Annotated in this window: 19 protein-coding genes; 8 read left to right on the plus strand and 11 right to left on the minus strand. The window is 64.9% G+C overall.

Going from position 1 to position 26200, the window contains the following annotated elements; genetic code table 11:
- Positions 1-20: 20 nt before the first annotated feature.
- From G4Y73_RS09230 to G4Y73_RS09265, 8 genes are all read right to left on the minus strand, one after another.
- Positions 21-4826 (minus strand): DUF11 domain-containing protein, encoded by a 4806-nt coding sequence (locus G4Y73_RS09230; RefSeq protein WP_164231347.1) that lies wholly within the window; start codon positions 4824-4826, stop codon positions 21-23.
- Between the two features lie 150 nt (positions 4827-4976).
- Positions 4977-6839 carry a hypothetical protein gene (locus G4Y73_RS09235; RefSeq protein WP_164231348.1) on the minus strand — a complete coding sequence of 621 codons (1863 nt, stop codon included), beginning with the start codon at positions 6837-6839 and terminating at the stop codon, positions 4977-4979.
- Positions 6836-8461: a hypothetical protein gene (locus G4Y73_RS09240; RefSeq protein WP_240451267.1), complete on the minus strand. Its 1626-nt coding sequence runs from the start codon at positions 8459-8461 to the stop codon at positions 6836-6838. The genes G4Y73_RS09235 and G4Y73_RS09240 overlap by 4 nt, the downstream gene beginning before the upstream one ends.
- 102 nt (positions 8462-8563) lie before the next feature.
- Complete coding sequence (mddA, locus tag G4Y73_RS09245; RefSeq protein WP_164231349.1) at positions 8564-9388, minus strand: methanethiol S-methyltransferase; 825 nt, start codon at positions 9386-9388, stop codon at positions 8564-8566.
- A 73-nt stretch (positions 9389-9461) separates the two neighbouring features.
- A complete protein-coding gene (locus tag G4Y73_RS09250) occupies positions 9462-9896 on the minus strand; it encodes a GFA family protein (protein WP_164231350.1) in 435 nt (144 codons plus the stop codon).
- A 59-nt stretch (positions 9897-9955) separates the two neighbouring features.
- Positions 9956-10414, minus strand: a complete 459-nt coding sequence (locus tag G4Y73_RS09255; RefSeq protein WP_164231351.1) for a cupin domain-containing protein — start codon at positions 10412-10414, stop codon at positions 9956-9958.
- Positions 10415-10485: 71 nt separating this feature from the next.
- The gene (locus G4Y73_RS09260) at positions 10486-12939 is read right to left on the minus strand and encodes a protein kinase (RefSeq protein WP_164231352.1); all 2454 of its coding nucleotides are present in this window, start codon (positions 12937-12939) and stop codon (positions 10486-10488) included.
- Entirely contained in the window at positions 12936-13481 is a 546-nt protein-coding gene (locus G4Y73_RS09265) for an ECF-type sigma factor (protein WP_164231353.1), read from the minus strand. The genes G4Y73_RS09260 and G4Y73_RS09265 overlap by 4 nt, the downstream gene beginning before the upstream one ends.
- 321 nt (positions 13482-13802) lie before the next feature.
- Between G4Y73_RS09265 and G4Y73_RS09270 the strand changes: the two genes are divergently transcribed.
- Positions 13803-14012 (plus strand): cold-shock protein, encoded by a 210-nt coding sequence (locus G4Y73_RS09270; RefSeq protein ID WP_164231354.1) that lies wholly within the window; start codon positions 13803-13805, stop codon positions 14010-14012.
- A gap of 774 nt (positions 14013-14786) precedes the next feature.
- Entirely contained in the window at positions 14787-15884 is a 1098-nt protein-coding gene (locus tag G4Y73_RS09275; protein WP_205596582.1) for a DUF2891 domain-containing protein, read from the plus strand.
- A 48-nt stretch (positions 15885-15932) separates the two neighbouring features.
- Here G4Y73_RS09275 and G4Y73_RS09280 read toward each other — a convergent pair whose 3' ends face one another.
- Positions 15933-17078: a threonine synthase gene (locus G4Y73_RS09280; RefSeq protein ID WP_205596583.1), complete on the minus strand. Its 1146-nt coding sequence runs from the start codon at positions 17076-17078 to the stop codon at positions 15933-15935.
- A gap of 181 nt (positions 17079-17259) precedes the next feature.
- Between G4Y73_RS09280 and G4Y73_RS09285 the strand changes: the two genes are divergently transcribed.
- The 6 genes from G4Y73_RS09285 (at position 17260) to G4Y73_RS09310 (ending at position 24284) form a co-directional block, all read left to right on the plus strand.
- Positions 17260-19449 (plus strand): TonB-dependent siderophore receptor, encoded by a 2190-nt coding sequence (locus G4Y73_RS09285; protein ID WP_164231355.1) that lies wholly within the window; start codon positions 17260-17262, stop codon positions 19447-19449.
- Between the two features lie 20 nt (positions 19450-19469).
- The gene (locus G4Y73_RS09290) at positions 19470-20060 is read left to right on the plus strand and encodes a DUF3325 family protein (RefSeq protein WP_164231356.1); all 591 of its coding nucleotides are present in this window, start codon (positions 19470-19472) and stop codon (positions 20058-20060) included.
- The gene (locus G4Y73_RS09295; protein ID WP_164231357.1) at positions 20057-21541 is read left to right on the plus strand and encodes a PepSY-associated TM helix domain-containing protein; all 1485 of its coding nucleotides are present in this window, start codon (positions 20057-20059) and stop codon (positions 21539-21541) included. The genes G4Y73_RS09290 and G4Y73_RS09295 overlap by 4 nt, the downstream gene beginning before the upstream one ends.
- Before the next feature lie 42 nt (positions 21542-21583).
- Positions 21584-22582: a hypothetical protein gene (locus G4Y73_RS09300; protein ID WP_164231358.1), complete on the plus strand. Its 999-nt coding sequence runs from the start codon at positions 21584-21586 to the stop codon at positions 22580-22582.
- A gap of 74 nt (positions 22583-22656) precedes the next feature.
- Entirely contained in the window at positions 22657-23637 is a 981-nt protein-coding gene (locus tag G4Y73_RS09305; protein ID WP_164231359.1) for a paraquat-inducible protein A, read from the plus strand.
- A gap of 161 nt (positions 23638-23798) precedes the next feature.
- A complete protein-coding gene (locus G4Y73_RS09310) occupies positions 23799-24284 on the plus strand; it encodes a retropepsin-like aspartic protease (RefSeq protein ID WP_240451269.1) in 486 nt (161 codons plus the stop codon).
- A 103-nt stretch (positions 24285-24387) separates the two neighbouring features.
- Here G4Y73_RS09310 and G4Y73_RS09315 read toward each other — a convergent pair whose 3' ends face one another.
- Entirely contained in the window at positions 24388-24771 is a 384-nt protein-coding gene (locus G4Y73_RS09315) for a hypothetical protein (protein ID WP_164231360.1), read from the minus strand.
- A 201-nt stretch (positions 24772-24972) separates the two neighbouring features.
- Positions 24973-26130: a DUF819 family protein gene (locus G4Y73_RS09320; protein ID WP_164231361.1), complete on the minus strand. Its 1158-nt coding sequence runs from the start codon at positions 26128-26130 to the stop codon at positions 24973-24975.
- Positions 26131-26200 lie beyond the last annotated feature (70 nt).

The following is a 26200-nucleotide window of genomic DNA, read 5'->3' on the forward strand; positions in this document are numbered from 1 at the left end:
CGGCAGCCGGGCGGGTCCCCTTATGAGCGCAGGCGCCAGATGGCGGCCAGGCCGAGCAGCATGGTGAGCATCAGCAGACCCCAGAAGTTCACGATCGGAACGTCTTTGACCTCACCGATCTGGACGACGGCGGATGCCGCAGAGGATTGTCCAAGCGAGGAGTCCACGGTCACCTGGTTGCCCACGGCTCCGGAAGTCGTCCCCGTGACCTCGACCATCACCGTACAGGAAGCGCCCGCCGCGACCGAGCCGCCGGTGTAGCTGAACTCGGTGGCTCCCGGCTCGGCCGTCAGCGTTCCCCCGGTGCAGGTGCTCGAGGCATTGGCCGGGTCGGCTACTGCAAGCCCGAACTGCAAGGTATCGGTGAAGGAGAGGTCGTCCGCCGGCAGCGGATTGGCCGTGTTGTCGATCGTGATCGTCACCATCGTCGAGCCGCCGAACGGGATCTCTTCCGGGCTGAAGGCCTTGTCCACCAACGGTGTCCCGGTGACGTCGAGCGTGTCGATGGCCGGTTCGCTTGTGCCGAGCGACGAGGTGACCGTTACGGTGTTCTCGAAGGAGCCGGCATCCGGTGCGGTGACGTCGACCTGGACGCTGCAACTCGTGTTGGCCGGGACCGTGCCGCCGCTATAGCCGAAGGAACCGGCGCCAGCGACGGCCGTGATCGTTCCGTCGGTGCAGGTGGTCGAGGCATTGGCGGGGTCGGCGACAAGGAGTCCGCCCTGCAAGGTATCGGTGAAAGAAACGTTGGTCGCCGGCACCGCGTTGGCCGTATTGTCGATCGTGATCGTCACGGTCGTCGAACCGCCGACCGCGATCTCGCCCGGGCTGAAGGCCTTGGTCACCAGCGGCGAGTCGGAAACGACCAGCGTGTCGGTCGCCGGCGCGCTCATGCCGAGTGAAGACGTGACCGTGACCGTGTTGTCGAAGGAGCCGGCATCCGGTGCGCTGACGTCGACCTGGACGGTGCAACTCCCACCGGCCGGGGCCGTGCCGCCGCTATAGTCGAAGGAGCCGGCGCCGGCCACCGCTGTCAGCGTGCCGCCGGTACAGGTCGTCGCGGCGTTCGGCGTTGGCGCCACTTCAACGCCGGTGGGCAGATTGTCCGTCACCACGACGTCACTGGCGTCGATCGAGTTGGCCGTGTTGTCGATCGTCACCGTTACCGTGCTTGAATCGCCGCTCGCGATCACGTCAGGCGTGAATCCCTTCGCCACCGTCGGCGGCGGCCGCACGTCCAGGGTCGCGGACGCGGTGCCACTCAAACCTGACGTCGAAGTCAACTCGCCCGAAGTGTTGACGTAGGTGCCCATCACGTCGGCGGAAACGTCGACCGAGACAGTACACAACGCCCCGGCTGCGACGCTCCCACCGGTGTAGGAGACGGTCCCGCTCCCGGCCACAGCGGTGATCGTGCCACCAGTGCAGCTGGTTGCAGTATTCGGTGCCGCCGCCACCACCATGCCCGCCGGCAGGTTGTCGGTGAAATCGAGACCGGTGGCCGCAACGGCGCTCGCGGTATTGTCGATCGTGAACTCGAGCGTGCTCGGAATGCCCTCGCCGACTGTCGCCGGCAAGAAGCTCTTGGAGAAGCCCGGTGCAGGCTCGATGACCAGGTCATCGGTCGCCGCCGGCGCGAGCACGAATCCGGAAGCCGAGAGGTCGCTGGTCGTGTTTGTGTAGCTGCCCGGCGCGGCGCCCGCCGGCACCTGGACCGTCACGTCGAAGCTACAGCTTTCCTCCGCGGCGAGACTGCCGCCACTGAAGGTCAGGAATGAGGTGCCGCTGATGCTTGACCCCGCACCGCACACGTCGTTCATCGGCAGGCCGACCGCCGCGAGGCCCGCGAGTGTCGCCGAGAGGTCGTCGGTAAACGACAGGCCGGTGAGCGCATCGGTGCTGAAGTTCTGGATCGTGAAGGTCAGGACGGCGGTGCCGGTAGCCGTAGTCGGACCGTCAAAGGCCTTGGATAACCCGGCCTGCTCCACCTGAAGATCGTCACTCGCCGGGCTGCCGGTCACGCCGACGCCATCGATCGTGCCGGTCACCGAACTCGTGATGTTGGTGGCGGTGGTACCGCTGGGCACCGCGGCGGGGACCTGGAGCGTGACACTGAAGGTGCAGAAGCTTGCGGCTGCCACGTTACCGCCGCTGAAAGTCAGCAGCGAGGTGCCGCTGAGCGTACCGCCGCACGCGCCGATCGGCGTTCCGACCGCCTGGAGGCCGGAGAGGGCCGCATCGAGGTCGTCGGTGAAGGCCACGTCGGTGGCGGGCTCGGTCGGATGCGCGTTGTTGATCGTGAACTGGAGCGTCACCGTGCCGCCGGCTGCGGTCGGATCGTCGATGAACTCCTTGTCGATCGTGAGCGGATCGACGATCAGCAGGGTGTCGGTTGCGGGCGCCACGACCACTGGCGAGCCGTCGACCGTACCCGATACCTGCGAGGTGGTATTGGCGAACTCTCCGGCGGAAGCGCCTGCCGGAACATCGAGCACCACCGAGAAGGCGCACGACCCGCCCGGCGGGAGCGTCCCGCCGGTGAACACGAGCGTGGTCGTGCCGGTGAGTTGCGAACCCGCACCGCACGGGTCCGTCACAGCCGCGCCGTTGTAGGCAAGGCCGGCGATGACGGCGTTCAGGTCATCGGTAAAACTGATGCCGGTCGCCGAGGAGCTCGGATCGTCATTGCTCAGCACGAACTCGAGCGTCACGGTGCCGCCGGCCACTGCCGGATCGTCCGTGAACTGCTTGGCCGCCTGGAGGCCGGCGATCTCGAGATCGTCGGACGCGGCCGCTCCCTCCACCGCGAGCGCCTCGACCGTCGCGGTAACCGTGCTGGTGGTATTGGTATAGGAGCCAGGCATCGCACCGGCGGGGACCTGGAGCGTGACGTCGAAGCTGCACGAAGAGTTGGTCGGGAGCGAACCGCCGGTGAAGGCGAGGGTCGTGGTCCCGGAAATCTCGGAGCCGGCCCCACAAGCATCGGCGATCGGCGTGTCGATCGCTGACAGGCCGGCCATTACCGCCGACAGGTCATCAGTGAAAGCGATGTCGGTCGCCGTGCCGGGCGCACCCTCGGCGCGGGTGAGGGTAAAGCGAAGCGTGACTGTGTCACCTGGCGCGACTGAATCTCCCACGAAAGCCTTTTCCAGCCGCGGCGCCGCAATGATGCGCACGTCGTCGCTCGCCGGCCGGCCGGTCAGTGGTTCCTCGGCCGGATCGAGGCCGGAAACCTCGCTCGTGGTGTTGGTGTAGATGCCCGCATCGGTGTCGAGCGGAACCTGGAGGGCGAACGAGAAGGTGCAGCTCGCGCCGGCGGCGAGGTCGATCGTGGAGAACTGGATCGTCGTCGTGCTCACGGCAGTCGTGCCGGTGCCATTGCAGTAGCCATCGGCGGGCGCGGTGATCGTCGAACCGGGGATGAAGTCGGTGTAGACGTCCTGGAAAGTGATGTTGGTGATCGGATCCGCCGAAGGATTCTCGAGCAGGAAATCGACCGTCAGCTCGTCGCCGGCGAGCGCGGGATCGGGGGTCACGGTCTTGGTGAGGATCGGTGCCGGGGCGATCGCCAGGTCATCGATTGCCGGAGAGCCGGCGGTGGGCTCCCCCGCCACATCGCCGGTGACCGTGCTCGTGGTATTCGGGTAGCTGCCGGGCGCCACGCCCGCGGGCACCTGGAGCGTGACGTCGAAAGTGCACGATTCACCACCGCCGAGCGTGCCGCCGGTGAGGCCGATCGTGCTCGCGCCGCTTACCTGCGAGCCGGAGCCGCAGACATCGTTCAGCGGCAGATCGGTCGCCGCCAGGCCCGACAGGGTGGCGTCAAGGTCGTCGGTAAAGGCGATATCGCTCGCCGGGTCGCGGGTGAAGTTGTAGACCGTGAAGCGCAGCGTGACGGTCTCCCCGGGTGCGGCGGGATCGTTGATGAAGGACTTGACCAGCGTGAGCGGTTCCACGGTCACGTCGAGCGCGTCGACGGCGAAGCCGCTCGACTCGAGCGAGCCCGCGGGAGTCGAGGTCAGCTCGCCCGTGCGGTTGACCTGGAGACCCGGCTCGACCGCCGTCACGTCGACCGAGATCGTGCAGGTTGCACCGGACGCAAGCGGCCCGAACGCGCCGTAGGAAATCGTGCTCGATCCCGGAACGGCGGTGATCGCCCCGGCGTCAACTGCCGGGCAAGTGCCGCCCGCGTTTGACGGTCCTGCGACGACGAGTCCGGCGGGCAGCGTGTCGTTGAAGCTGAGATTGAAGCGGTCCGATGTGCTCGCGCTGTTGTCGAGGGTGAAGGTGAGCGTGACCGAATCTCCGAGCTGGATCGGATCGGCCGCGAAGCTCTTGGTGAAACCCGGGAGCTCGGCATCAACTGTCAGGTCAGCGGTCGCCTGGCCGCTGTTGCCGGCGGTGGACGTGAGGTCGCCAGAGGTGTTGGTGTGGGTGGCGAGCGTCGACGAAGTCACATCGACCGCGATCTGGCAGGCCTCGCCAGGGCCCACGCTGCCGCCGCTCAGTTCGATCGTTCCCCCACCCCCGGGCGCGGTCACGACGCCACCGCAGGTGTTGCTTGCGCTGGGCGGCTGGGCGATCGTCACACCGGCGGGCAGGACGTCGGTGAACGCAAGGTCGTCCGCCGGCGCCACCATGTCCCCGTTGTTGATGGTAAACGTCAGGCGCGAGGTGCTCCCGGCACCGATCGTGGCCGGGGCGAACGCCTTGGAAAATACCGGTTGCGCGTGCACGGGAGCCGCGGCGAACAAGGCGCCGGCGCTTACCAACAGTAAAAGAGCGGGACGGAGGAAATGGTCGATCGATCGGAGTGTGTGATTCACGGCTTCAGCCTTGACGTCAGAAATGGGCCTAAAAAAGGCGGGGAAGGCAGACCCTAGTGACAATAGCAGAAGTCGGGCGGAGTCGCGCCATGTCTAGTTCCCCTTCTGGCGTCACCCAGGCTTGATATTGCCGCCCGGGATGCCGCGGCTTCAGCTATCTTCGAACCGGTCGGCAAAGATCTCGAGTTCCAGCGACTGGAGCTCGTGGACGCCGAGATCGAAGGGCCCACCCGGGGCGTCGGGCGGTTGTTTGATCGGGCCATCGACCGCGATACCCCGCGCGTTGTCGAACATGTCCCCGAATGCCGGAGCGGAGGTGGCCGCGTCGTTGCAGTAATCGACGGCCGGCGAGGACAGGTTCAGGCGCAGATCGCCGGCGCCGGGGTCACGCAAGCCTGGATCGACGTGACTGTAAAAACTGGTCGAGTCGAACCCTGAATCGGGCTCGGCCTGATGACCGATGGTGCAATCGGCACGGGCCTCGGCACCACTCGCTCCCGCACTCACCAGGTCGTTACCCGGTTCCCACACGATGCCGCCGTCGAAGTCGAGCGTAGCGAACGATCCTTCGAGCCGGAACACGCGGCCGCCGGCATCGGATTCGAGGTTTCCGGCAATGGTGCTCCAGCTCATGAAAAGACCCCCGCTGTCGGCGACGTGGAACAGATCGCTCGAGCCCTGGTTCTCGAAGACCGCCGCGCCTTCCATGACTACCTCGGCAACGGATTGGTAGGCGGCGCTGCCCAGGCCGCCGTCGGAGAAGTTGCCGTGAATCAGAGTCTGGTCAAAGGTGGCCCGGTTGATACGGCCGAATTCCGGGCCGAACACGGCGATGCCGCCACCGTCGCCGCCGGCGGTATTGCCGAAGACGACGCTGCAGCGCGATGCAGAATCGAACTGCGGCAGACAATCGCCGGGAAAGCCTGTCACGCCCCCGACACGTCCCATGGTCAGGTCGGCCTCGCGAACCAGGAGGCCGCCGCCATCTGCGTTGGCAGAATTGGTCGTGATCCGGGTGTTGACCAGCTCGGCGGTGGAGCCGTCGTCGATCAGCGCCAGGCCGCCGCCGTTGTCGGCGCTGTTTCCGAAGACCACGGCCGAGCGCTCATTGCCCGAGGCCTCCAGAGTCAGCTCGCCGCCGTTGGCGACATGAATGCCGCCGCCGTCTCCGGATTCATTCTCCGACCCGGCGACGTTGAGCCGGATACCATTGTCGAATCCGGCCGTGCGGACCGAAAAACCCTTGCAGCCCGACAGCGCCAAACCGCCGCCGTTGAATACCGCCTGGTTGGAAATCACCGCAGTGTTGAACAGCAGCACGGGCGGGTTATTGCCACCGGAAGTATTGAAGCAGGCCAGTCCCCCACCGCCGCCGTCGGCGCGGTTGTTGTGGATGATCGATCCCTGGCCGATCGTGACCCAGGCCGTAGGGCTGTCGCTGGCCTGGTCGGTCTCAATGCTGATGCCGCCACCGCTGCCCACGCTCTGCGTGTTGTTGCCGGTTACCAGCACATTGCGGATTTGTATGCGGTGACGGCCGGAATGGCCCTCGACGCGGACGCCACCGCCGGCGAACGGCGCCAGACCGCCGGTGATCTCGAGATTTTCCAACTCGATGGTGCGAACCGGATCGGTATCGCTGGCGTTGTAGACCAGGTGAAAGACCCGGCCGGTTCCGTCGGCATCGAGTACGGTCTGCGCACCAGCGCTTGGGCTGCTCGCCGCGCAAGAGTCATACCCGCCGATGATCCGAAAGGTGTCGACGTTGTCGAAGTCGGCTGCATTAATGCTATAGGTGTTGCCGCGATGATCGGCGGCACTTCCGGCAACCCGCACATTGATCGTCGAAAGACCGCCGTCGTTGGCAGCGGTTGCATCGATGGCGTCCTGGATATCGTTGAAATCACAGGCTGAATCGCCGCTGGGTCCGACCCGCCACTCGCCGATCCCGGCAGATGCCACAGTCGCTATCAGGGCCGACACCACGGCCGTAAACACCCGAAATAGCATCAATCACCCCAGCGCTCGCTGTCGGGCGCGCTCGACGCGAGTCGTTCTCGCCACCGGCGCGCTTGCTCTTCGTCACCGGCATGGTCCGCCGCACGGAGCGCGCCGCGCAGCGTGTTGTGGCGTCCCGGCCAGACTGCGTCGGACTGCTCGTAGGCTGCCAGCGCCTCCTCGTATCGCTCCAGGGCAGTCAGCAGGTCGCCCAGGGCCTCGCCGGGCGGATAGAGCGCCCCCGGCGTGACCGGGTGCTTTTCGACCGAGGCCTCCAGCTCGACGGCCCGACGCATCGACTCGACGGCACGCTCGGCGTCGCCCTCGGCGAATGCGATCCAGCCGTCCAGGATCCGGCGATCGGTTTCGATGTAGACGGCGAAACGCTGGTCGGCGGCGGACTCGGCCTGCCTGGCCAGCTCGGCCATCCGGCTTTCGGCTTCGCGCGCTCCTTTCAGGTCGTCACTGTGGACCGCACCCAAACCCCGGGCGAACCAGCTGATGCCCTCGGGCCAGGGAAACTCGTCCCAGGCAATGTAGTCGGGCGTACGCGGCTCGACGGCCGCTGCCGTTTGCCAATCGCGCCGCTCCACGGCCAAGCGGGCAGGAACGGCCGCCAGATGAAAAGCGCCCGGGAAGCTGCCCTGGTGCGGGTGCCTCTTCCACGCGGCGTCGCGGACCTGCTCCGCCCGTGAATCCTGGCCGCGCTGCAGATGGCCGTAGACCAAGTAGTCGATGGCATGAATGTAGTGGAAGGACAGCGCGCCGCCAACCCTGTGGCCGGCCGCTGCTGCGGCCGATCGCTCGTTCCAGTCGATCACCGCCGGCCAGTCGCCCAGGCGCACGTAGATGTGCGACGGCATGTGCAAGGCATGCGGGACTTCCGGCGCGATCTCGCCATATGAGGCGACGATGTCAGGCGCGTTTTCGGCCCGTCCATCGGCGTCGGTGGCATGAATGGTGTAGTGGACCGCGCCGGGGTGGGTCGGCTCCTTCTTCCAGACTTCGGCCAGCACCGATTCCGCCTCGTCATGCAGCGCGCCGGCATTCTCGGCTCGTTGCGCTTCGGTCAACAACGACAGTGCGTACAGCGCTGCGATGTCGAGGTCCTCAGGATGAGCGCGGAAGGCTTCGGCGATACCCTCGATCCAGCCCGGAAGTCGGTTCCAGAGCCGGTCGGTTTCCGGCCCGAAGAACGCGGCGGTGGCCTCGATCAGGCGCTGTTCGCGCTCACTGTCAACGGTCTCAGCGGCACGCTCGATGGCCTTTCGCCCCCGCTCGATAGCCTCAGTCGAGGGCGTGGTGCCCCACAAGGGCTGAAACAGCGTGGTGGCAATGCCCCAGTGCGCCATGGCGCAATCCGGGTCGGTGGCCGCAATCGCCTCGAACTCGCCGCGCGCCTGTTGGTACATCATGTGGTGCATCAGGGCCAGGGCGTGATCGAAATCGGCCCGCACTGCTTCGTCGCAATCTGCCCTGAAATCGACCGTGCCGATATCGGCTTCGGCGGCGACCGGCGCTTCGTCGTGCATGTCGTGCTGGGCCAGAGCCGACGGCACCGCCAGCACGAGCGCCAGGGTGATCAAGAGCCCACGACCACTGCAAGGTTTAGTCCGTTGTAGGCGAAGTTCTGACATAACGCATCTCCTTATAGATCCGATTGCGGCGAACAACGCGCCGGCTGATGCAAGAGCGATCAAGCCAATGCGGTGCCCGGACACGAGCGCTTACCCCTCGAGCTAACCGTGACTGCCGACACCTGCCTGCTCCCGGCCGGGTTGTTCGCGCCAGGCTTTTCCCGGAACCGGAACGAGCTGCGGCACCTTTTCTTTATAGCGCCGATAGACCTCGCCGTGGTAGCGCTCCAGGTCACGCTCTTCGAGGCGAACGCCGATCAGAATGTAGACGCTCATGCCGGCGGCGAAGGTCAAGTGGCTGAGCGTCATGTACGGGGTGGCCCAGAACGCCAGCAGGAACCCGAAGTACAGGGGGTGTCGGACAATGCGATAGAACAACGGCGTGACAAAGCGCGGCGGCTGAGCCTCCCGGCCGCGGAACTGGCTCCAGACCTGCTTGAGCCCGAACAGATCGAGGTGATCGATCAGATTGGTAGCGATGAAGGTGATACCAAAGCCCACCGCGAATACCGTCCACAGCACCGTCTGGAGGGCGCCGGATTCCACCGACCAGATCACCGGCCCGCTCGGACGCCACTGCCAGAACAGCACGATCAGCACCAGGCTGGAAATCAACACGTAGACGCTACGTTCGGCCGAGCGCGGCAGGCTGCGCTTGAGCCAGGCCTTGAAACCGGAGCGCGCCATGATGCTGTGCTGGACGCCGAACAGGGCGATCAGCGCCAGGTTGATGGCCATCGCCAGGCCAGCCGAACCGGTCTCGCGGCCAAAGCTCACCGACTGTGGCACGAGCCAGGTCAGCGCCGGCAGAGTTTCGGCCAGTGCGGTGGTCTGGAGATTGCCGACAAAGGCGATCAAGTAGAGGAACGTTGGCAGGAAAACGAAATACGCGACGATCCCGAACAGCAGAATCAGGAATCTTTGCATGACTGTTCACTCCCTGGGTGGTGGGGTCCATCCAGAGAAACGGCCTGCCGCAAGACGACCCGCCAGTTTTTTGCTACTCGGCCATCAGTTCGCCCGAGCCGCCCAGTTCGCTCGGCACATCACGCTGCTTGGGCAGGCCGTCTTTGATTCTCAACACCGACTCCTGGTAATGCACGTGTACGCCGGGTTGAAAATCCAGGTCCGGCAACAGGGCGGCATAGACATCAACGAGGCCCATTTCCGGATGGCGAGTGAGTACGTGGCCGCCGCACTTCCGGCACCACTGCCGGATGCTGCCAGGCGTCTTGCTGTACTCGGCCAGCTGGTCTTCGCCCTTCACCACCTCGACCGCCTCGGGCGGCCACAGGGTAAAAGCATTGACTGGCCCGGCCGACCAGTGGCGACAGGACTCGCAGTGGCAGTAACCCATGGCCGCCGGTTCGCCGCGCACGGCCACTTCGACGGCGCCGCAGATGCAGCGGCCGTGGTGTTCAGGTTGTGTATTCATGACGACTCCTCCCCGGGCGCCTGGCCCGGGCGCATGCAGATCCCCCTCTTCAACGCAATTTAGTCGCCGGCTGGAAAGGCGTCAACAGGCTCGACGAATGCAATGAACAGGACACACTCGTCGCCCTCCAGGCACCTGGCCGAATGCGGAAGCTCCGGCGGCCCCCAGGCATAGGTCCCCGGGGTCAGCACGACCGGATCCTGTCCCTCGTAATCGACCTCCAGTCGGCCCGACACCAGCACCATGCGCTCGGCCGATGTGTGGGTATGCGCCGGTACCGCCGTGTCCGACGGGAGCTTGAAGAAAATGTCGGCGTCGGGCTGGGCCGGATCCCCATTCAGCACGCCGATGCGGCAGGTCTCGGGGAAGAATCCCGGGCAAGGGCCCCACTCGATGGTGGGATCATCCGCGGAATACACCACCGCGCGTTCTCCCGCCAGCGCGGGCCAGGCCAGGCAGGCAAGCAGGGTGGTCGCCAGCAGGGCCAGCGGTCGTGAGATGCACAGACAACGCAACATGCCGATCTCCTTTTATATGAGTCTCGAAGAGTGTATCGGAATGCGGCGATCAAAACCGCCAGGCAATTGCTCTAGAACTGTCCCGCGCGGCTTGCGACGCGCTCGAGAACGGGATGCTCAGCCAGGCCATTGGCCTCGAATGCCTGTCGGGCCTCTTCAATGTATGTGCTGGCCTCCTCACGGCGATCGAGGCGAGCAAGGATGTCCGCCGCGAGGATGCGGCGATCGGCGCCGTCAACGACATTGCCAGGCGGTATCGGCGAGGCCAGCAACGGCTCAAGCTCGGACCAGGCGCGCCCGAATTCCCCGGCGCGGAGCAGACAGCTGGCACGAGCTTCCCTGAATTGCCCGCCGACCCGAGGGTGATCAAAATATTCGGGGTCAAGGCGATCGATCCTCGCCAGGGCGTTCGCGGGGTCCCTGCCCGCCCCGCAATCCGCCCAAGAGCGCAGCATCTCGACGATCGAGAGCAGGCGTTGATCGAATTGCTCGTCGTGCTCACGCATCAGTTCATGCGCCCGAGCGAGGTCGGCGGCGGCCTGATCGTGGCGCCCCAGGCGGGCATGGAACCGGCCGCGATTGCTGTAGTGCAGTGGCCAGTCGTCCGGCTCGAGCCCCCTGACCCTGGCATATTCCGCACTCGATCGGGTCAGTTCCTCGAAGGCCTCCTCGACCCGGCCGAGCAGAAACAGGAGTTGGGCGAGGCTTCGTCGCAGCGCGGCGCGATAGTCCACTGGCTCCTTATAAATGCGGTCGTAGATGGCCAGTGCGCGGCGCGCCCGACGCTCGGCCGTTTCAAAATGGCCCAGACTGCGTTCGAGGCTGACACTGTTGGCCAGGCTGACAACATAGCCCTGACCGGTCTCTCCCTGTTCTTCGCGAAATGCCGCCGTGGCCATGGCGCGAAAGCGGGCGGCCTCGCGGAGTTGTCCGTTGGCGGCCTTGAGTCCGGAAAGGGCATCGAGAACACTCGCCCGAACACCGCCATCAGCGCGATCCGGCGGCGGCATCTGCCACCACAGCGGCTCGATCATGGTCAGCGCCCGGTCGTGACGGCCGCGGTGACGTTCGACCCAGGAGCGCGTGATGCGGATGCGCGCCAGCAGCTCCCAGTCGTATGGCGCATCAGCCCACGCCGCCTCGGCCTGGAAAAGAAGTGTTTCGGCCGCCTCGAGCGGGCTGCCGTCGGCAATCATCAGTCGGGCGCGCTGAGTGAGCGCCCGGGCACGGTCCCGGGCCGACAGCGCAGGCGCTTCCTCGCTCAGCGCCAGCGCCTGCTCGAACAAGGGCTTGGCCTGGTCGTAGAGTGAGCGTGACCGGTAGACCTGGCCGATGGCCGACAGCATCTCGAACCGTTCTGCCGGACCCGCCAGGCTTGCATCCATTGCCCGCTCGGCACCGCGTTCGAGAATCTCCTCGGTGGTCGGCAATTCATCGTGTGGCCGGTCGGGGCGCGTGGCCTGAAAAAGATCGACCAGAAAATCGCTCAGCGCCCGGGCGCGGGCCAGGGCGGCCTCTGATTCAGCCAGCGCACGTTCGGCCCGCTCGGCTTCGGTACGCGCATGATCTCGTTCTTCGGCCAGCTGCCAGGCCATCCAGGCGCCGCCACCGACGATGATTGCCGCGGCCAGTCCGACGATGGCCGAGACCGCCGCGTTGCGCTGGACCAGGCGCTGAAATCGATAGAGCGCACCACCGTCATGTGCCGACACCGGGCGGCGCGCCAACCAGGCCGCAATGTCCGACGCCATGGCCTCGGCCGAGGCATAGCGATGGTCGGGGGTTTCAGCGGTTGCCCGTGCGATAACGGCGCGAAGATCAGGCGGAAGCTGTTGCCCCCCGACCAGGTCGTCGAGCAATTTTCCAAGCTGCCAGATGTCCGAGGCGGTGGTCAGTTCCTCGCCGGCACGCTGCTCAGGGCTGGCGTAATCGGGTGTCAGGCCGTAGCTCGGACCCAGCGCCGCACCCTTGAGCCGGGCGATGCCGAAATCGACCAGGCGCGGCTGACCGCGCTCGTCGACCAGCACGTTGGAGGGTTTGACGTCACCATGAATCAAACCGCGGCGATGGGCGTGGTGGACGGCGCGACAGAGCGTTTGCATCAGCGCCAGGCGCTGGCGGAGCGAAAGCTCACCCGCGTGCTCGCTAATGCTTTGGCCGGCAGCCAGGTCCATGGCAAACCACAGCATGCCTTCTTCGGTCTCGCCGCCGTCGACCAGGCGGGCGATGTTGGGATGGTCGAGGCTGGCCAGCAGTTCGCGTTCGCGCGCCAGCACGGCCCGGCCATCCGGAACCGGCCGGTCGCCGCGCAGCCACTTGAGCGCCACCTGCTGGGAGAACGCCCCGTCGGCTCGCTCGGCCAGAAACACCACACCGCTACCTCCGCGGCCGAGTTCGCTGACGATACGCCAGGCGCCGATGCGTTCCCCGACTTCAGGCTCTCGGATCTCGCTGAGCCGCTTGAGAAAGCGGCGAAAAAGCCGGCCCTCCAGGGCGCCACCGGGTCGGAGCGAATCGTCGTTCATGCCTCGAGCCGTCGTCCAAGCCAGTCGCGGGCGTGCTGCCAGTCGCGCTGCACACTGCGCAACGACCGGCCCACGGCTTCGGCCGTTTCTTCTTCGGTCAGGCCGGCAAAATAGCGGCACTCGACCACCCGCGCCCGATCGGGATGGAGTTCGGCCAGGCGTTCCAGGGCCTGGTCGACGGCCAGGCAGTGCTCGGCCTCGCGGTATTCGACGGCGTCAGATTCACGCAATTCGAAATGCGTCGCACCGCCGCCGCGCTTGTCGGCCAGCTGTTCCCTGGCAAAATCGCAGATCAGCTGGCGCATCACGCGTGCGGCCAGGTTGAAGAAATGCGCCCGATCGTTGAGCGCGAGATCGCCGCTGTCGAGAAAACGCAGGTAACACTCATGCACCAGGCTGGTGGTGTCGACCGCCTGGGAGCCTTTGCGGCATCGATGAGCCAGTTGCTTGAGGTCGAGATAGAGCAGGGCCACCAGCCGATTGAGCGCCGGCTGATCGCCGTCGCTGGCTGCGTGCAGCAATTGTGTCAACTCGCCGGGCATGGCCACGACCCTGATCTGGTGGCATCCGCATTTCAGCTTATCACCCGCCCCGGCACGGCTCCAGTGGCCCGAAACCGGACCATTTCGTCGCCGGCCCACGCAACTAACTGAAAATAAAACAGAAAATAAAGCTCGCTATTTGCGCTGGACCCGCGTATAGTGGCCGCCAGCTGCAGAACACCGCAGTGGTCGAAACTGAACGTATTCCTTCATCGTTATACCCCCTCAATTTCCACCATCGGTTCCTCTACAGCACGATCGGTCCGGCCGCGTGGTCGCGACCATTACTTAGTAACTTGTAAATAAAGGTTGAAAGACATCATGTCCAGCTCTACCGGAACCGTTAAGTGGTTCAACGATGCAAAGGGATTCGGCTTCATTCAGCAAGACGGCGGCGGTGCCGACGTCTTCGTGCACTTCAGTGCCATCACCGGCTCGGGCTTCAAGAGCCTGCCGGAAGGCTCGAAGGTCAGCTATGAAGTGACCGACGGCCCCAAGGGTCCCCAGGCAGCCAACGTCGTCGCTATCTAAGCGCCGCGACACAATCTGTCTGTTTGAGAAACCCCGCCGCTGGCGGGGTTTTTCATTTCAGGGGTGATTGTTTTCGCCTGCCTGCTGCGCAGGCACGGGAAGGGCTGACGCCACAGGCCGCGGCGCGGGCCTCGACAAGTCAAAGGCGGTTTCGCCCGGCTTGCTTCGCAAGCTCTTTGGGCGAGTAACTTTTGTCAGTCGCGACAAAAGTCACCAAAAACGCTCTTAGAAGACGCGGTTGGTCCGCAGGACCAGAAGGCTCCAAGGCTTAACGGAGATACCGCTTCTGCCTTCGCGAGGGCTCGGTCGTGAAACATGGTGATTTCGATAAAGTCCGGGCGTAGCCCGCACCCAGACAGCACGACCTCGATCGGGGTCGGCTTCGATTGAGGCTGGGGGCAGACCTGCGGGATGGGATGCCGCTCGAAGTCGTTGTGCCAGAAGCGGGCCGCTGCAGGCGTTATCGCAAGCCAGCATGTTCGGCAGCCGGGCAAGAGCAAAACCCCAGCCACAGTCCGTGAAGCCACTCCGACCAGGTATTCCTGAGACGCGACCGTCATCTTTTAAGCGCATTTTTTGGGTACTTTTTTGGCGCGACAAAAAAGTACCTCGCCGCAAGAGCGCGCGAAGCGCGCCGGGCGAAACCGCCTTTGAAGTGTCGAGGCCCGCACAGCGACCTGTGGCGTCAACCAATCCAGCGGCAGCAAACCCGGCGAGCCACCCCGCAAAGTGCTTAGGTTAAGCTGACCCAAGCTGCAACACCTTGGAGCCACAATGCGAATTCTTCCCAGCCTGCCGACCCTGTCGGCCCTACTGCTCGCAACCCTGATGACGGCCACCGCCGGCGCAAACGCGCCGGAAAAATCCCTGGACGCCGAAACCGCCGGGCGTTTTGCCGCGCTGGCGCTTGCCTGCGTCGACCAGGAATATCCCAATCTCATTCATCACGTCATGGCCGGCGACGACGAGGTCGGCCCGCCGCGAGAACTGACGCCGGCCTTCTACGGCTGCTTCGACTGGCACTCGTCGGTGCACGGCCACTGGTTGCTGGTGCGCCTGGCCCGCCAGTTTCCCGAGGCGGACTTCGCCGGGAGCGCGCGCGAGAAGTTGGCAGCCAACTTTGCCGAGGCCAACCTGCTGGCCGAGGCTGCCTACATGGCGCATCCCGACCGCGACGGTTTCGAGCGCCCTTACGGGCTGGCCTGGCTGCTGCAGCTGGTTGCCGAGCTCGATCAGTGGAACGACGAGCAGGCCAATCAGTGGCGCGAATGGCTGCGCCCGGTGGAGAAGACCGCGGTGCGTCGCCTGATGGACTGGATTCCCAAACTGCACTACCCGATCCGCATCGGCGAACACGACCAGACGGCCTTTGCCTTTGGGCTGGCTCTCGATTACGCGCGTCAGGTCGAGGACGGGGCGCTGATCGACGTAATCGAGGACGCGGCTGATCGCTTCTACGCGGAGGATCGCGACTGTCCGCTGCACTACGAGCCTTCCGGCCACGATTTCCTCTCGCCCTGCCTGGCCGAGGCCGATTTCATGCGGCGGCTGATGGCCCCGGCAGAGTTCGCGGACTGGCTCGATCACTTCCTGCCGACCATCGGCAAGGACGACTGGTTGCCGGTGGCCGTGGTCACCGATCGCGCCGACGGCAAGCTGTCGCACATCGACGGGCTCAACCTGGCGCGCGCCTGGATGCTGGAAGGGATCGCCGCGGGCCTGCCCGAGGACGACAGTCGGCGCGAAGCACTGCTGGCCTCGGCACGCGAACACGCCAGCGCCGGCCTCGAAGGGGTCAGCGCCGAGCATTACGCCGGTGGTCACTGGCTGGCCAGCTTCGCCGTCTACCTGGAAACCGGGCGCGGTCTTTAAGGAGCCTCTGAACAACTCTGCACGGGCGCGACGGCTCCTTAAGCCGGCTCAGGCCGGCAGCGGATACTTCAAGCCGGTCGCGCAGTTGAACAGCACCACGCGGGCGTCGGCGGCCAGTTGGCCGTCGGCCACCGCGCGGCGCCAGGCGGCATGGGTGGCCGCACCCTCGGGACACATCAGAACACCCTCGCCACGGCACAGCTCGCGCCAGGACTGAACAATTTCGTCCTCGCCGACCGCCATCGCCGAACCCCCCGATTCGCGCACCGCATCGAGAATCAGGAAGTCGCCGACGGCCTTGGGCACCCGAATGCCCGCGGCGACGGTATGTGCATTTTCCCAGCGTTCAGCGAATCGCTCGCCGGCTTCAAAGGCGCGCACGATCGGCGCACAGCCCTCGGCCTGCACCGCGAACATTTTCGGCAACGGCCCTTCGATCCAGCCCAGCGTCATCATCTCGGCAAAGGCTTTCCACATGCCGATCAGTCCGGTACCGCCGCCGGTCGGATAGAAGATCGCATCCGGCAGCTGCCAATTCATCTGTGCGGCCAGCTCCAGACCCATGGTCTTCTTGCCTTCGAGACGGTAGGGCTCCTTGAGCGTCGAGACATCGAACCAGCCTTCGCGCTCGGCGCGTTCGGCCAGTTGTTGCCCGCAATCGTCGATGTAGCCGTCGACCTCGACCACTTCGGCCCCTGCGAAACGGGTTTCCTCGATGTTGATGCGGGGGGTATCGGCCGGGCAGTAGACCAGGGACTGCAGGCCGGCACGCGTGGCGTAGGCGGCCAGGGCGGCGCCGGCGTTGCCGTTGGACGGCATGCACAGTTTCTCGAGCCCGAGCTCTCGAGCCATCGCCACCGCCAGGGCCAGGCCACGCGCCTTGAACGAACCGGTCGGCAGCCGGCCCTCGTCCTTGATCGTCAGACCCGGCGCCTCGGCCAGGTCGATCAGCGGCGTGTCGATCTCGCCCAGGCGGGGCACCCGCTCGAAGTCGGTGACCGGCAGCAGTTCGCGCCATTTCCAGAAACCGCCGGGGCGGGCCGCCACGGCATCGCGGTCGACGGCCCTGGCGATGGCCTCGAGGTCATAGTCGACCAGCAGCGGCCGACCGGCCTCCGACAGGCGATGAATCTTGCCAGCCTCGTAGGGTTCGCCTTCGAGACTGCAGTGCAAGCCGGTGACGTAGTCGTTCATGAAGGGCATTCCGGGTGGGTTGGGAGGCATCAGTCTAACGGAGCCGGGAAGGCTGATGACTTGGACCATTCAGTTGGGCCAACCAGAAATGGAGATCTTCAGAAGCACAAGTGAATTGCATATACGAACCATTCGCATTATTATTTGCATGCTTTTTTACTCCTCACTCGCGCATACAACCATGTCAAAAACCCAAACCAAGACCCCACGAACCGTCCTGCTGGCCATGCTGACCGCCGGCATTCTGTCCATGCAGCCGCTTGCGGCCCAGGAACCGGCCGAGTCGAACGACGAGCGAAACACCGAAGAGACTGCCGAGCGGGAGCGCGAGATCGAGCGCCTGACAGTGGTCGGTGCCCTGTCGCGCTATTCGGCACTCAAGTCCGACACGCCGATCATGGAAACCGCCCGCTCGGTCTCTATCGAGACCCAGCGCGACATCGTCGACAAGGGCGCGCTGGAACTGTCCGACGTCTACCAGTTCTCGGCCGGCGTGTTCGGCGAGACCTACGGTTTCGCCACCCGCGGCGACTGGGTCCGCGTTCGGGGCCTGAACGTTCCCGAATATCGCGACAGTCTGCAGGCCCTATTCGGTTTTTATAACAATGCCCGGCCGCACGTGTATTCCCTGGAGCAGGTGGAGATCCTGAAGGGCCCGGCCTCGGTGCTCTACGGCCAGGGCTCGCCCGGCGGGCTGGTCAACGTGGTCACCAAACGCCCGCGCAGCGATATCCGCCCGGAAGTCGTTGTCCAGTACGGCAGCTACGATCATGTCCAGGTGGCCACCGATTTCGGCGGCTCTCTGAACGAGTCGGGCAGCCTGGCCTATCGGGTCACCGCGCTCAACCGCGACAGCGACACGATGGTCGACTTCGTCCACAACGACACCCTGCTGGTGGCGCCGTCGATCATGTGGAGTCCGAGCCCGATGACCCATGTCACGCTGCTTGGCAGCGTGCAGGAATCGCGCGCGCGCACCGGCGCCCAGTTCGTGCCCATCAAAGGCGTGCTCGAGCCGGCCGCCAACGGCCGTTTCATCGAGGACAGCACTTTCCTCGGCGAGCCCGAGTTCGATCGCTACAACACCGATACGGACTCAGTCACGCTATTGGCCGACCATGTCATCAATACCACCTGGTCGCTGGAAGTGACTGGCCGCTGGACCGAGGGTGGGGCCGACTATCACCAAGCCTGGCCATCGTTCATCGGCGGCGACCGATATGTCTACAACGATAACGGTACGTTTTACCGCGACGGCATGGTGCCGCGCACCTTCTATGACAGTGACGCGCAATCGGAACAATTTGCCGTCGATTCACGTCTGCGCGCCGATTTCAGCACCGGTGCGCTCCATCACGAGCTGATGATGGGCGCGCAGTACCAGGACGTGACCACCGAAAACGACTTCGCCTATGCCTACGCCCTCGGCTACGACTTCGCCACCGGGGGGCCGGACGAAACGCTGGGCGACCGCTACTGGATCAACCTGTTCGATCCGGCCTATGGCAACGTTCCGCCGGACGAGTTGCTGAACCAGTTTTTCACCGACGGCCCGGAAGCTCACACCCGGGACCGGGGCCTCTACCTCAACGACCAGATCAGCATCGGCAACTGGCGCATCACTGCCGGCGTTCGCTACGACGATGTCACCACCGACACAGGCACCCAGTCGCAGGACGACGACGCCTTCAGCTTCAGCGTCGGCGCACTCTATACCTTCGACAACGGTATCGCCCCGTATGCCAGCTACGCTGAATCGTTCGAGCCAGTCGTCGGCGTCGACAACCTGACGGGCGAGCCTTTCGACCCGCAGGAAGGTCGCCAGTACGAAATCGGCGTGAAGTACCAGCCGCAGGGCTTTCCCGGACAGGTCACCGTGGCCGCATTCGATATCGAGCAGTCCAACCTGCCGAGCCCCGACAGCCTCCCGGGTGCCCCATCGCAACAGGAGGGCGTCGCTTCGGTGCGCGGCGTGGAAATCGAATCCATTCTCCAGTTCGGCGAGTTCACCGTCGAAGCCAATGCCAGCCGCCTGAACACCGAGAACGCCCGCGGCTTCCGTTTCGATTCGGTGCCGCGAGACCAGTTCTCGACCTGGCTCGGCTGGCGCCCGACCGGTATGCTCAGCGGTCTGCAGGCCGGCGCCGGCGCACGCTATGTGGGCGAGTCCTGGGATGGATACGACGATATTCGCACGCCCGGACAGACCCTGTACGATGTGATGCTCGGCTATGAGACCGGGCCCTGGCAGTTCCGGCTCAATGCCCGCAATGTCACCGACAAGGAATACCTGGCGACCTGCCTGGCCCGCATCGACTGCTTCTTCGGTGAACGCCGAACCGTGGTCGGTACCGTCGGCTACCGGTTCTGATTCAAGGAGATGGATCAGCCATGACGCTCGCTCCCGCAATCGCACTGACCACCGCCGGCGTGCTGGCACTTCGCCTGGCCTGGCACTGGGGTCGTCAGCAACAGCCCCGCCGGCAGCTGCCGTTGCGCTGCGCCGGCTGGCTGCTGCTGGCAATCGGGCTGGCGCCGTGGGTGCTGACTGGCGGCAGCGATCGCGGTGTGGCGCTGGCCGTGCTCGTGGTCATGCTGGCCGGACTGGCGCTGGCGCTGTTCGAAGGCTGGCGGGCCTGGAGAGCGCCGATCCGCAGGAAGCGGGAACCAACACCTCGCAATGATCTGCCGAAGGCTGAAACCCGGGGCGCGAGTCTGCTGCTGCGCCGGCTGTGGATTTTCTGCCTGGCCGGTCCGCTGGCCCTGGCCGCCGCGCTGGCCATCGGCCTGGCCCTGTGGCTGGGCCTGGGGCGAATCGGGGTGAGCGACGCCAACGTGCTGGCTGTCGCCATGTTGTCAGTGCCGATTGTCTGGTCGATCCTTGCCGTACTGTCGACCATGGAAGGCAGCCTTGGATCGCGAACGCTACTGGTCGCCTTGCCGGGCCTGCTCGGCCTGGCCCTGGCAGGGGTGGCGGCATGAACCTGAAGTGGTCGAAACTGCCCTCCGGCCTGGTCGCGCGCATGCTCGGCGGGCACCTCAGCCTGGGGCTGGCCGCCAGCGTGTTGCTCTACATCCTGTGCCTGACCGGCACCGCCATGGTGTTTCACGAAGAGTTCGGGCGCTGGGAGCAGCCGCAGGTGCCGGAGATGGAGAGCGTTTCCCCGACTGCCGCAGCGGTGGCGGCGAAGTCGGTACTGGCCGGACTGGAGGGGACGCCACATCATTTCTGGGTGGGCCTGCCTACCGCCACCAACCCACGGCTTTGGGTAGCCACGAGCGAGCGCACCTGGTTTGCCGACGCCGACGGCCGGATCGTGGCCGAGGCCGATCACGAGTTCGCGCACTTTCTGGAGAAGGTGCACTACTACCTGACCCTGCCAATGCTGCCGGGTCTGACACTGGTCGGCATCCTGGGCGTACTGATGGCCGGGCTGTGCCTGTCGGGTTTGCTGGCGCATCCGCGCCTGTTTCGTGACGCCTTCCGGTTGCGGCTCAAGTCCGGGCCTCGCCTGGCCCAGGCCGACCTGCACAATCGACTGAGCGTCTGGGCCTTTCCCTTTCACCTGGTGATCGCGCTGACCGGCGCGGCCATTGGCCTGTCGCTGCTGGTCGCTGCGGTGTTCGCGCCGGTGGTCAACGAGGGTGATACCGAGACCTTTTTCGACCCGATCTTCGGCGCGGAAGCCGAAGGCGCCGACACACCAGCACCGCTGGCCGACATCGAGGCTGCGTTGACCAACTTCGCCAACACACACCCCGACACCCGCGCCTGGGTGATCAGTTTTCACGATCCGGCCACGGCCGGTCAAAGTGTGGAGATCCTGGCCTACCACCCGCGCCGCCTGATCTTCGGTGACTACGTCGGCTTCGATGCCGAGGGCAACCTGGGCGGCTGGACCGGGCTGTCCGATGGCGATCTCGGTCAGCAGGTGGTCGCCGCCCTCTATCCACTGCACTTCGGCTCATTCGGCGGCCTGCCGGTCAAGATTCTTTACGGCCTGCTGGGCCTGGCTGCCTGCGTGGTTGTCGCCAGCGGCGTCAACATCTGGCTGGTCAAGCGTCGCCAGGCAGCCCGACCGGTGCCCGCTTTCGAGCGTGCCTGGACAGCGACCGTGTGGGGATCGCCGCTGGCCCTGGCGGCCGTGGCCTTCGCCGACCTGGCGATCAGCCAGCAGCTGGCCTGGCTGATCGCCCTCTTCTGGACGGTGCAACTGGGCCTGATTGTCGTGGCCATGACCGTGCCGGGTCTGGTTGACCGAAACCGCCTGCAGCTCGCCACGGCACTACTGCTTGTCCTGGTGGTGGTCCGGCACACCTTCGAGTTTGCCGGCGACGGCGGTAACCCGGCCGCCTGGGGGATCAGTGCGCTGCTGCTGGTCCTCGCGGCGATCCTTGGCCGCATGGCCCTGCGCGGCCGAAGACAATCCGGCCTTCAGCGAGTGGCAGATTCCACGACCTGATTGCGTAGGATGGGGCAGGTTTCAACCGGTTCCGATTCAGCCATGCAACAAACTCTGCGCAAGCCCGGCTTCGGCGAGCGGCTCAAACAACTCGCCTACCTGCTCAAGCACACCTTCACCATCGTCGGTCGCGACCCCGGCATCGTGCGGCCGTGGGTGCGCATGACGATCTACGGGCTGGTGCTGACCTGCCTGTTCTTCGGCGCCATCACAGCGTTCATCGTGGACGCCAATGCCACCGGCATGCTGTTGCTGTTCGCTTCGATCGTGCTGTTTGTCTACCGGTACTTCTACGATACCCGCCAGGAATTGCGCCAGGCCTGGCTGGTCAGCGAAGCGCTCCAGGGCGAGAAGCGTTCAGCCGACGAGGCGAAATCGCGGGTGAAGGAACTGGCCTGGACGGCACGCAAGATCGCGCTGATCGACCTCCTGGTGGCCTGGCTGATGTCGATGGCGCGCCGGTCAAACAAGGCCGGCATGCTGGTGCGCCTGTTCATGCGCGGAATCGAGGAAGTCTGGGACCTGGTTAACAACTACCTGCTGCCTTCGGCGGCGGTCGACGGATACGGCATTCGCGACTCGGTCTCGCGCATGGGCACGCTCAGGGACAATGTGCCCGAAACCCTGGCCGGGGTGTTCGGCATCGACATCGCCGCGCGCGCGGTGGGCAGCATCATGGCACCGGTTTATGCGCTGCTCTTCGTGGGCTCCATCCTGCTCGGCCTGTGGGTGGGTGATGCCGTACCGGCGTTCTATGCCGGCGATGCCCGTGAAATGTTCAATAACGTCGAGGCCGGCTTCCTGCCCGACGAAATGCACTTTTCCTGGCTACCGCTGCTGATCGCCATCTGGCTGGGCAAGCTCGGATCGGTGGTGCTCGACCGTTTGACCAATTCGGTCAAGGTGATCTACTTCTCGATTTTCTACATGCGCATCACCCACGCCGGAGACATCATCCCCGAGATTCGCGACGAACTCGACAGCTACTTGCGCATGGAGGCCGAGGAACCCGAACCGGTGGCCGAACCCTCGAGCGCCTGATCACCCGGGCATTTGGCGATCCGGCAAAGGGCGGCTAAGCTGAGCCGGTTGTTTTGCCCGAGGGCCTCGGCCAAGTGTCCGGAAAGTCTCGCAGTTCGCTGTTTCGTGAACGCCCGCGCCGGGTCGACGTCCCACTGCTGATCGCCGCCTCGGCGATCACGCTGGTGGTGGGGCTGTTCACGCCAATCGTCAGAATCAGTTCTTCGCTGGCATCCGACAGCTCGTATTCCATCATGGCCGGCATCGCCGGATACTTCAGCGACGGCGATATCGTCATTGGATCGATCATCCTGCTGTTTTCCTGCGTGTTCCCGGGCGTAAAACTGGTCGCGCTGGGTTGGCTCTGGTTTGCACCGACCGTGCGCGAAAACCGGCGGCGCAGCCTGCGCATCATCGAGCCTCTGGGCAAGTGGTCGATGCTGGACGTGCTGGTGGTAATTCTGTTCGCCGGCGCGGTCAAGCTCGGCCTGATTGCCGACGCCACGGTGCTGTCGGGCGCCTACGTTTTCGGTGCGGCGATCCTGCTGTCGATGATCACGGTGATGGTGATCGCCGCCATCGCCGGGCCCGAGTATCGCTATCGCTCATCACCGCGCAAGCGCTCTTTTATGCTGCCGGTGCTGGCGATCGCCAGCCTGGTGCTCTTGGCGGCCGGCCTGCTGCTGCCGATGATGCGGGTGGAGAAGTGGCTGCTGTGGCAGGAGGAGTATTCGGTCCTGTCCGGCGCCTTCAAGCTGGCGGCCGACGGCGAGGTCCTGCTGGCACTGGGCTTTTTCCTGTTCGTCATCTTGCTGCCGATGCTGGTCCAACTCGCCCTTGTGACGCTGTCACTGTTACAACTTTTCGGCATCGGCAGCGAACGCGCCATCGCCACGCTGATCGAATTCCAGCGCTGGGCCATGGTCGACGTGTTCGCCCTGGCCTTGTGCATCGCGCTGATCCGCCTGGGCGAAATGGCCAGTATCGAGCCCAGGATCGGCCTGTACTGTTTTGCCGCCGCAGTGTTGATTACCCCGATTGTCTCCTTCCGGCTACGCGCTCTGCATCGTCGCTGACACCCGGATGCGGGGCACGCCACCGCTTCGACGGACCGGCCAGGCCCTTGAATCCAGGGCATTAATCGGCTAGCCTGCAGCCGCATCATGAGCATCGGGCCGGGCCCGCAGGGCCAGGGCCCTCAACAGAGCGGCAGCGCCGCACGGGAAAGAAATTCACCTTGCACAATTACTTATATGCGCTGCTGTTACTGGCGGCACCCGGCCTGAGCGCCGCATCAGATTCACCCATCGACGTGCCCATGACGGATCGCGGCGCATCCACCTTCTACGTAAGTGTCCAGGCCATCGGTACCGCACGCGAGCCGTTCCTGATCGATACCGGTTCGAGTTATACCGCCATCAATGAAAGCCTGCTCGCGCAGCTGGTTGATGCCCGGCAGGTCGAGTACCTGAAGGATCTCGAGGGCACGCTCGCCGACGGCTCGACGCAGATCGTGCCGTTGTACAACATCAAGTCGCTGATGGTCGGTGAACGGTGCCTGCTCAGCGATGTGCGCGCCGCCGTCTTTCCGGGCAAGACACGCAATATTCTCGGACTGAGCGCGCTTCGACCGGCGGCGCCCTTCGGGTTTTCATTCGACCCACCCCGGCTGACACTCAGCCACTGCCAAACACCCCAGGCCGGTATCGCTGGCAGCCGCTAGGGCTTGACGCATGCAAGGAGCCGGCCGAAGTCCGGCCGGCTCCAGTTTTGTGCGTCTTGGTTTCAGGGTAACCATCAAAGGCTCCCTGGCGAACCCGAATCGTTTAGTGCATATCTTGCGGATAGTCCGGGTTCTCGTCTTCGATTTCCCTGACCTCGAAACGGGCGAATTCCGCCTTCTCGAGAATCTGATCACTGTTGCGATCGAGCTGGCGGAAACGCTGGGCAAGTTCAGGGTGCCGCAACGCCTCCTGCTCACTGATGACGCCATCCCCGTTAGTATCCAGCTGAGTGAGCAGTTCTTTCTGTTCTTCGCTCAGCTTGTGCATATCCTTGTCATCACCGGCCAGCGCCGTGAACGACAGGGACAGGGTGGCGATGAGAACGGTCAAGGTGGTCGTTGTCTTCCTGCAATTCATCGTCCTCTCCTTGTTGCTTTGGGCCAGGGCAGCCGCCGAATGACTCGAATCGGCTGCTTCACCCACCATCAAGCAAAGTGCATGCCAATCCCGCCGTCAGGCACTACGGGGCGGTTGGCAACAGGTTATGCCTAGCGAACCTGTCGTCTGTGAGCGACACACCTGCACAGCCAACTCGCCGGACTCCCGACACACGCCCTGCCGCCTGCCCTGCGCGGCCCAACCCGGCTCCTGTCGCCTGGCTGCGACAGGGTCAGCAGGCCCCGGATTTCAAGTGCCAATCCACTGGCAAAGTTGGGCCGTGAGAATGGCCAGGTAATTGCCCAGGGCATAGCCGATCAGGGCCATCAGGATGGCCACCGGCACCAGGGCCTCGCGATGGTAGGCGGCGACCACGGGCGCCGAGGCGGCCCCGCCGATATTGGCGGCCGAGGCGATCGCGGCCGAGTGCACGTCGACGCGGAACAGCCAGGCGCCGAACAGGCAAAAGGCGCCGTGGATGAAGATCCAGATGTAGGCACCAAGCACGAACAATGGGGCCTGGTCGAATCCGGCCAGCGAGGCGCGTGCGCCCATGCCGGCGACGAAGACGTAGATGATCGCCATGGCCAGGGCATGGGAGCCGGGCACGCCGCGTACCGGGGTGGCCGACAGCGCCAGCGCGAACGTGGTGACCAGCAGCACGGACCAGGTCGAGGTGGTCAGCACCTCGCTAACTTCTGGCAGTAGCGGCGCGATCACTTTTGCGGCAGTGGCCACCAGGAAGGCCCAGAACAGCAGATACAGATAGTCTTGCATGCGCGGAACGACTTCCTTGCGAGCGTCCTGAGCGGCCGCCGTTTCCATGCGTTCGATGCGTTCTTCCGGCACCTTGGCCCAGCGGTTGAAACGATCGGCGAAAGCCTTGGAACCGAGCAGGATGGGCAGCCAAACGACGTAGACCAGGTTGTCGGCCAAAACGGCCAGGCCGAGCATCTCCGGCGGCGTCTCCAGTGCGCCGGCCACGCCGGCCATGTTGCCGGTGCCGCCGATCCAGCTGCCAGCCAGCGCCCCGTAGCCTTTCCAGGCTTCCGGATCGAGGCCGCCATGGACAATGGCGTAGGAGACGACGCCGCCGACGACCACGCCGACCGTACCCATCAGCATCACCAGCACGCCCTTGCCCATGATGCGCACCGCGGACGGCACATTGACGTTGAACAGCATCAGCGCGATGAACACGGGCAGGGCATAGTCACCCAGACCGGCATAGACAGGAGAATCCGAGGGAATGAAGCCGACGTTGTTGAGCACCACCGGCGTGGCATAGATGAACAAGAGCGGCGGAAAATAGTTGAATACCTTCCAGCCGGATTTCTGTTCAAGGTAGAAGAACAGGGCGGCCACCCCAACCAGCACGGTCAGCACCGCCATCGGCATGTCGATCATGGTTCCCTCTCCCGGTCCGGATCGAGCGAGTCTAGCAAACCGGCCGCTCCGGGGCGCCCCTGAACAACTC

The organism is Wenzhouxiangella sp. XN201, from assembly GCF_011008905.1.
Taxonomy (GTDB): Bacteria; Pseudomonadota; Gammaproteobacteria; order Xanthomonadales; family Wenzhouxiangellaceae; genus Wenzhouxiangella.

Coding starts and splice junctions, on each gene's coding strand:
- G4Y73_RS09255 (WP_164231351.1), bottom strand. CDS start 10,414: ATGTTGCGTTGTCTGTGCATCTCACGACCGCTGGCCCTGCTGGCGACC.
- G4Y73_RS09280 (WP_205596583.1), bottom strand. CDS start 17,078: ATGAACGACTACGTCACCGGCTTGCACTGCAGTCTCGAAGGCGAACCC.
- mddA (WP_164231349.1), bottom strand. CDS start 9,388: ATGCAAAGATTCCTGATTCTGCTGTTCGGGATCGTCGCGTATTTCGTT.
- G4Y73_RS09240 (WP_240451267.1), bottom strand. CDS start 8,461: ATGTCAGAACTTCGCCTACAACGGACTAAACCTTGCAGTGGTCGTGGG.
- G4Y73_RS09260 (WP_164231352.1), bottom strand. CDS start 12,939: ATGAACGACGATTCGCTCCGACCCGGTGGCGCCCTGGAGGGCCGGCTT.
- G4Y73_RS09320 (WP_164231361.1), bottom strand. CDS start 26,130: ATGATCGACATGCCGATGGCGGTGCTGACCGTGCTGGTTGGGGTGGCC.
- G4Y73_RS09295 (WP_164231357.1), top strand. CDS start 20,057: ATGAACCTGAAGTGGTCGAAACTGCCCTCCGGCCTGGTCGCGCGCATG.
- G4Y73_RS09300 (WP_164231358.1), top strand. CDS start 21,584: ATGCAACAAACTCTGCGCAAGCCCGGCTTCGGCGAGCGGCTCAAACAA.
- G4Y73_RS09270 (WP_164231354.1), top strand. CDS start 13,803: ATGTCCAGCTCTACCGGAACCGTTAAGTGGTTCAACGATGCAAAGGGA.
- G4Y73_RS09265 (WP_164231353.1), bottom strand. CDS start 13,481: ATGCCCGGCGAGTTGACACAATTGCTGCACGCAGCCAGCGACGGCGAT.
- G4Y73_RS09290 (WP_164231356.1), top strand. CDS start 19,470: ATGACGCTCGCTCCCGCAATCGCACTGACCACCGCCGGCGTGCTGGCA.
- G4Y73_RS09275 (WP_205596582.1), top strand. CDS start 14,787: ATGCGAATTCTTCCCAGCCTGCCGACCCTGTCGGCCCTACTGCTCGCA.
- G4Y73_RS09315 (WP_164231360.1), bottom strand. CDS start 24,771: ATGGTGGGTGAAGCAGCCGATTCGAGTCATTCGGCGGCTGCCCTGGCC.
- G4Y73_RS09250 (WP_164231350.1), bottom strand. CDS start 9,896: ATGAATACACAACCTGAACACCACGGCCGCTGCATCTGCGGCGCCGTC.
- G4Y73_RS09285 (WP_164231355.1), top strand. CDS start 17,260: ATGTCAAAAACCCAAACCAAGACCCCACGAACCGTCCTGCTGGCCATG.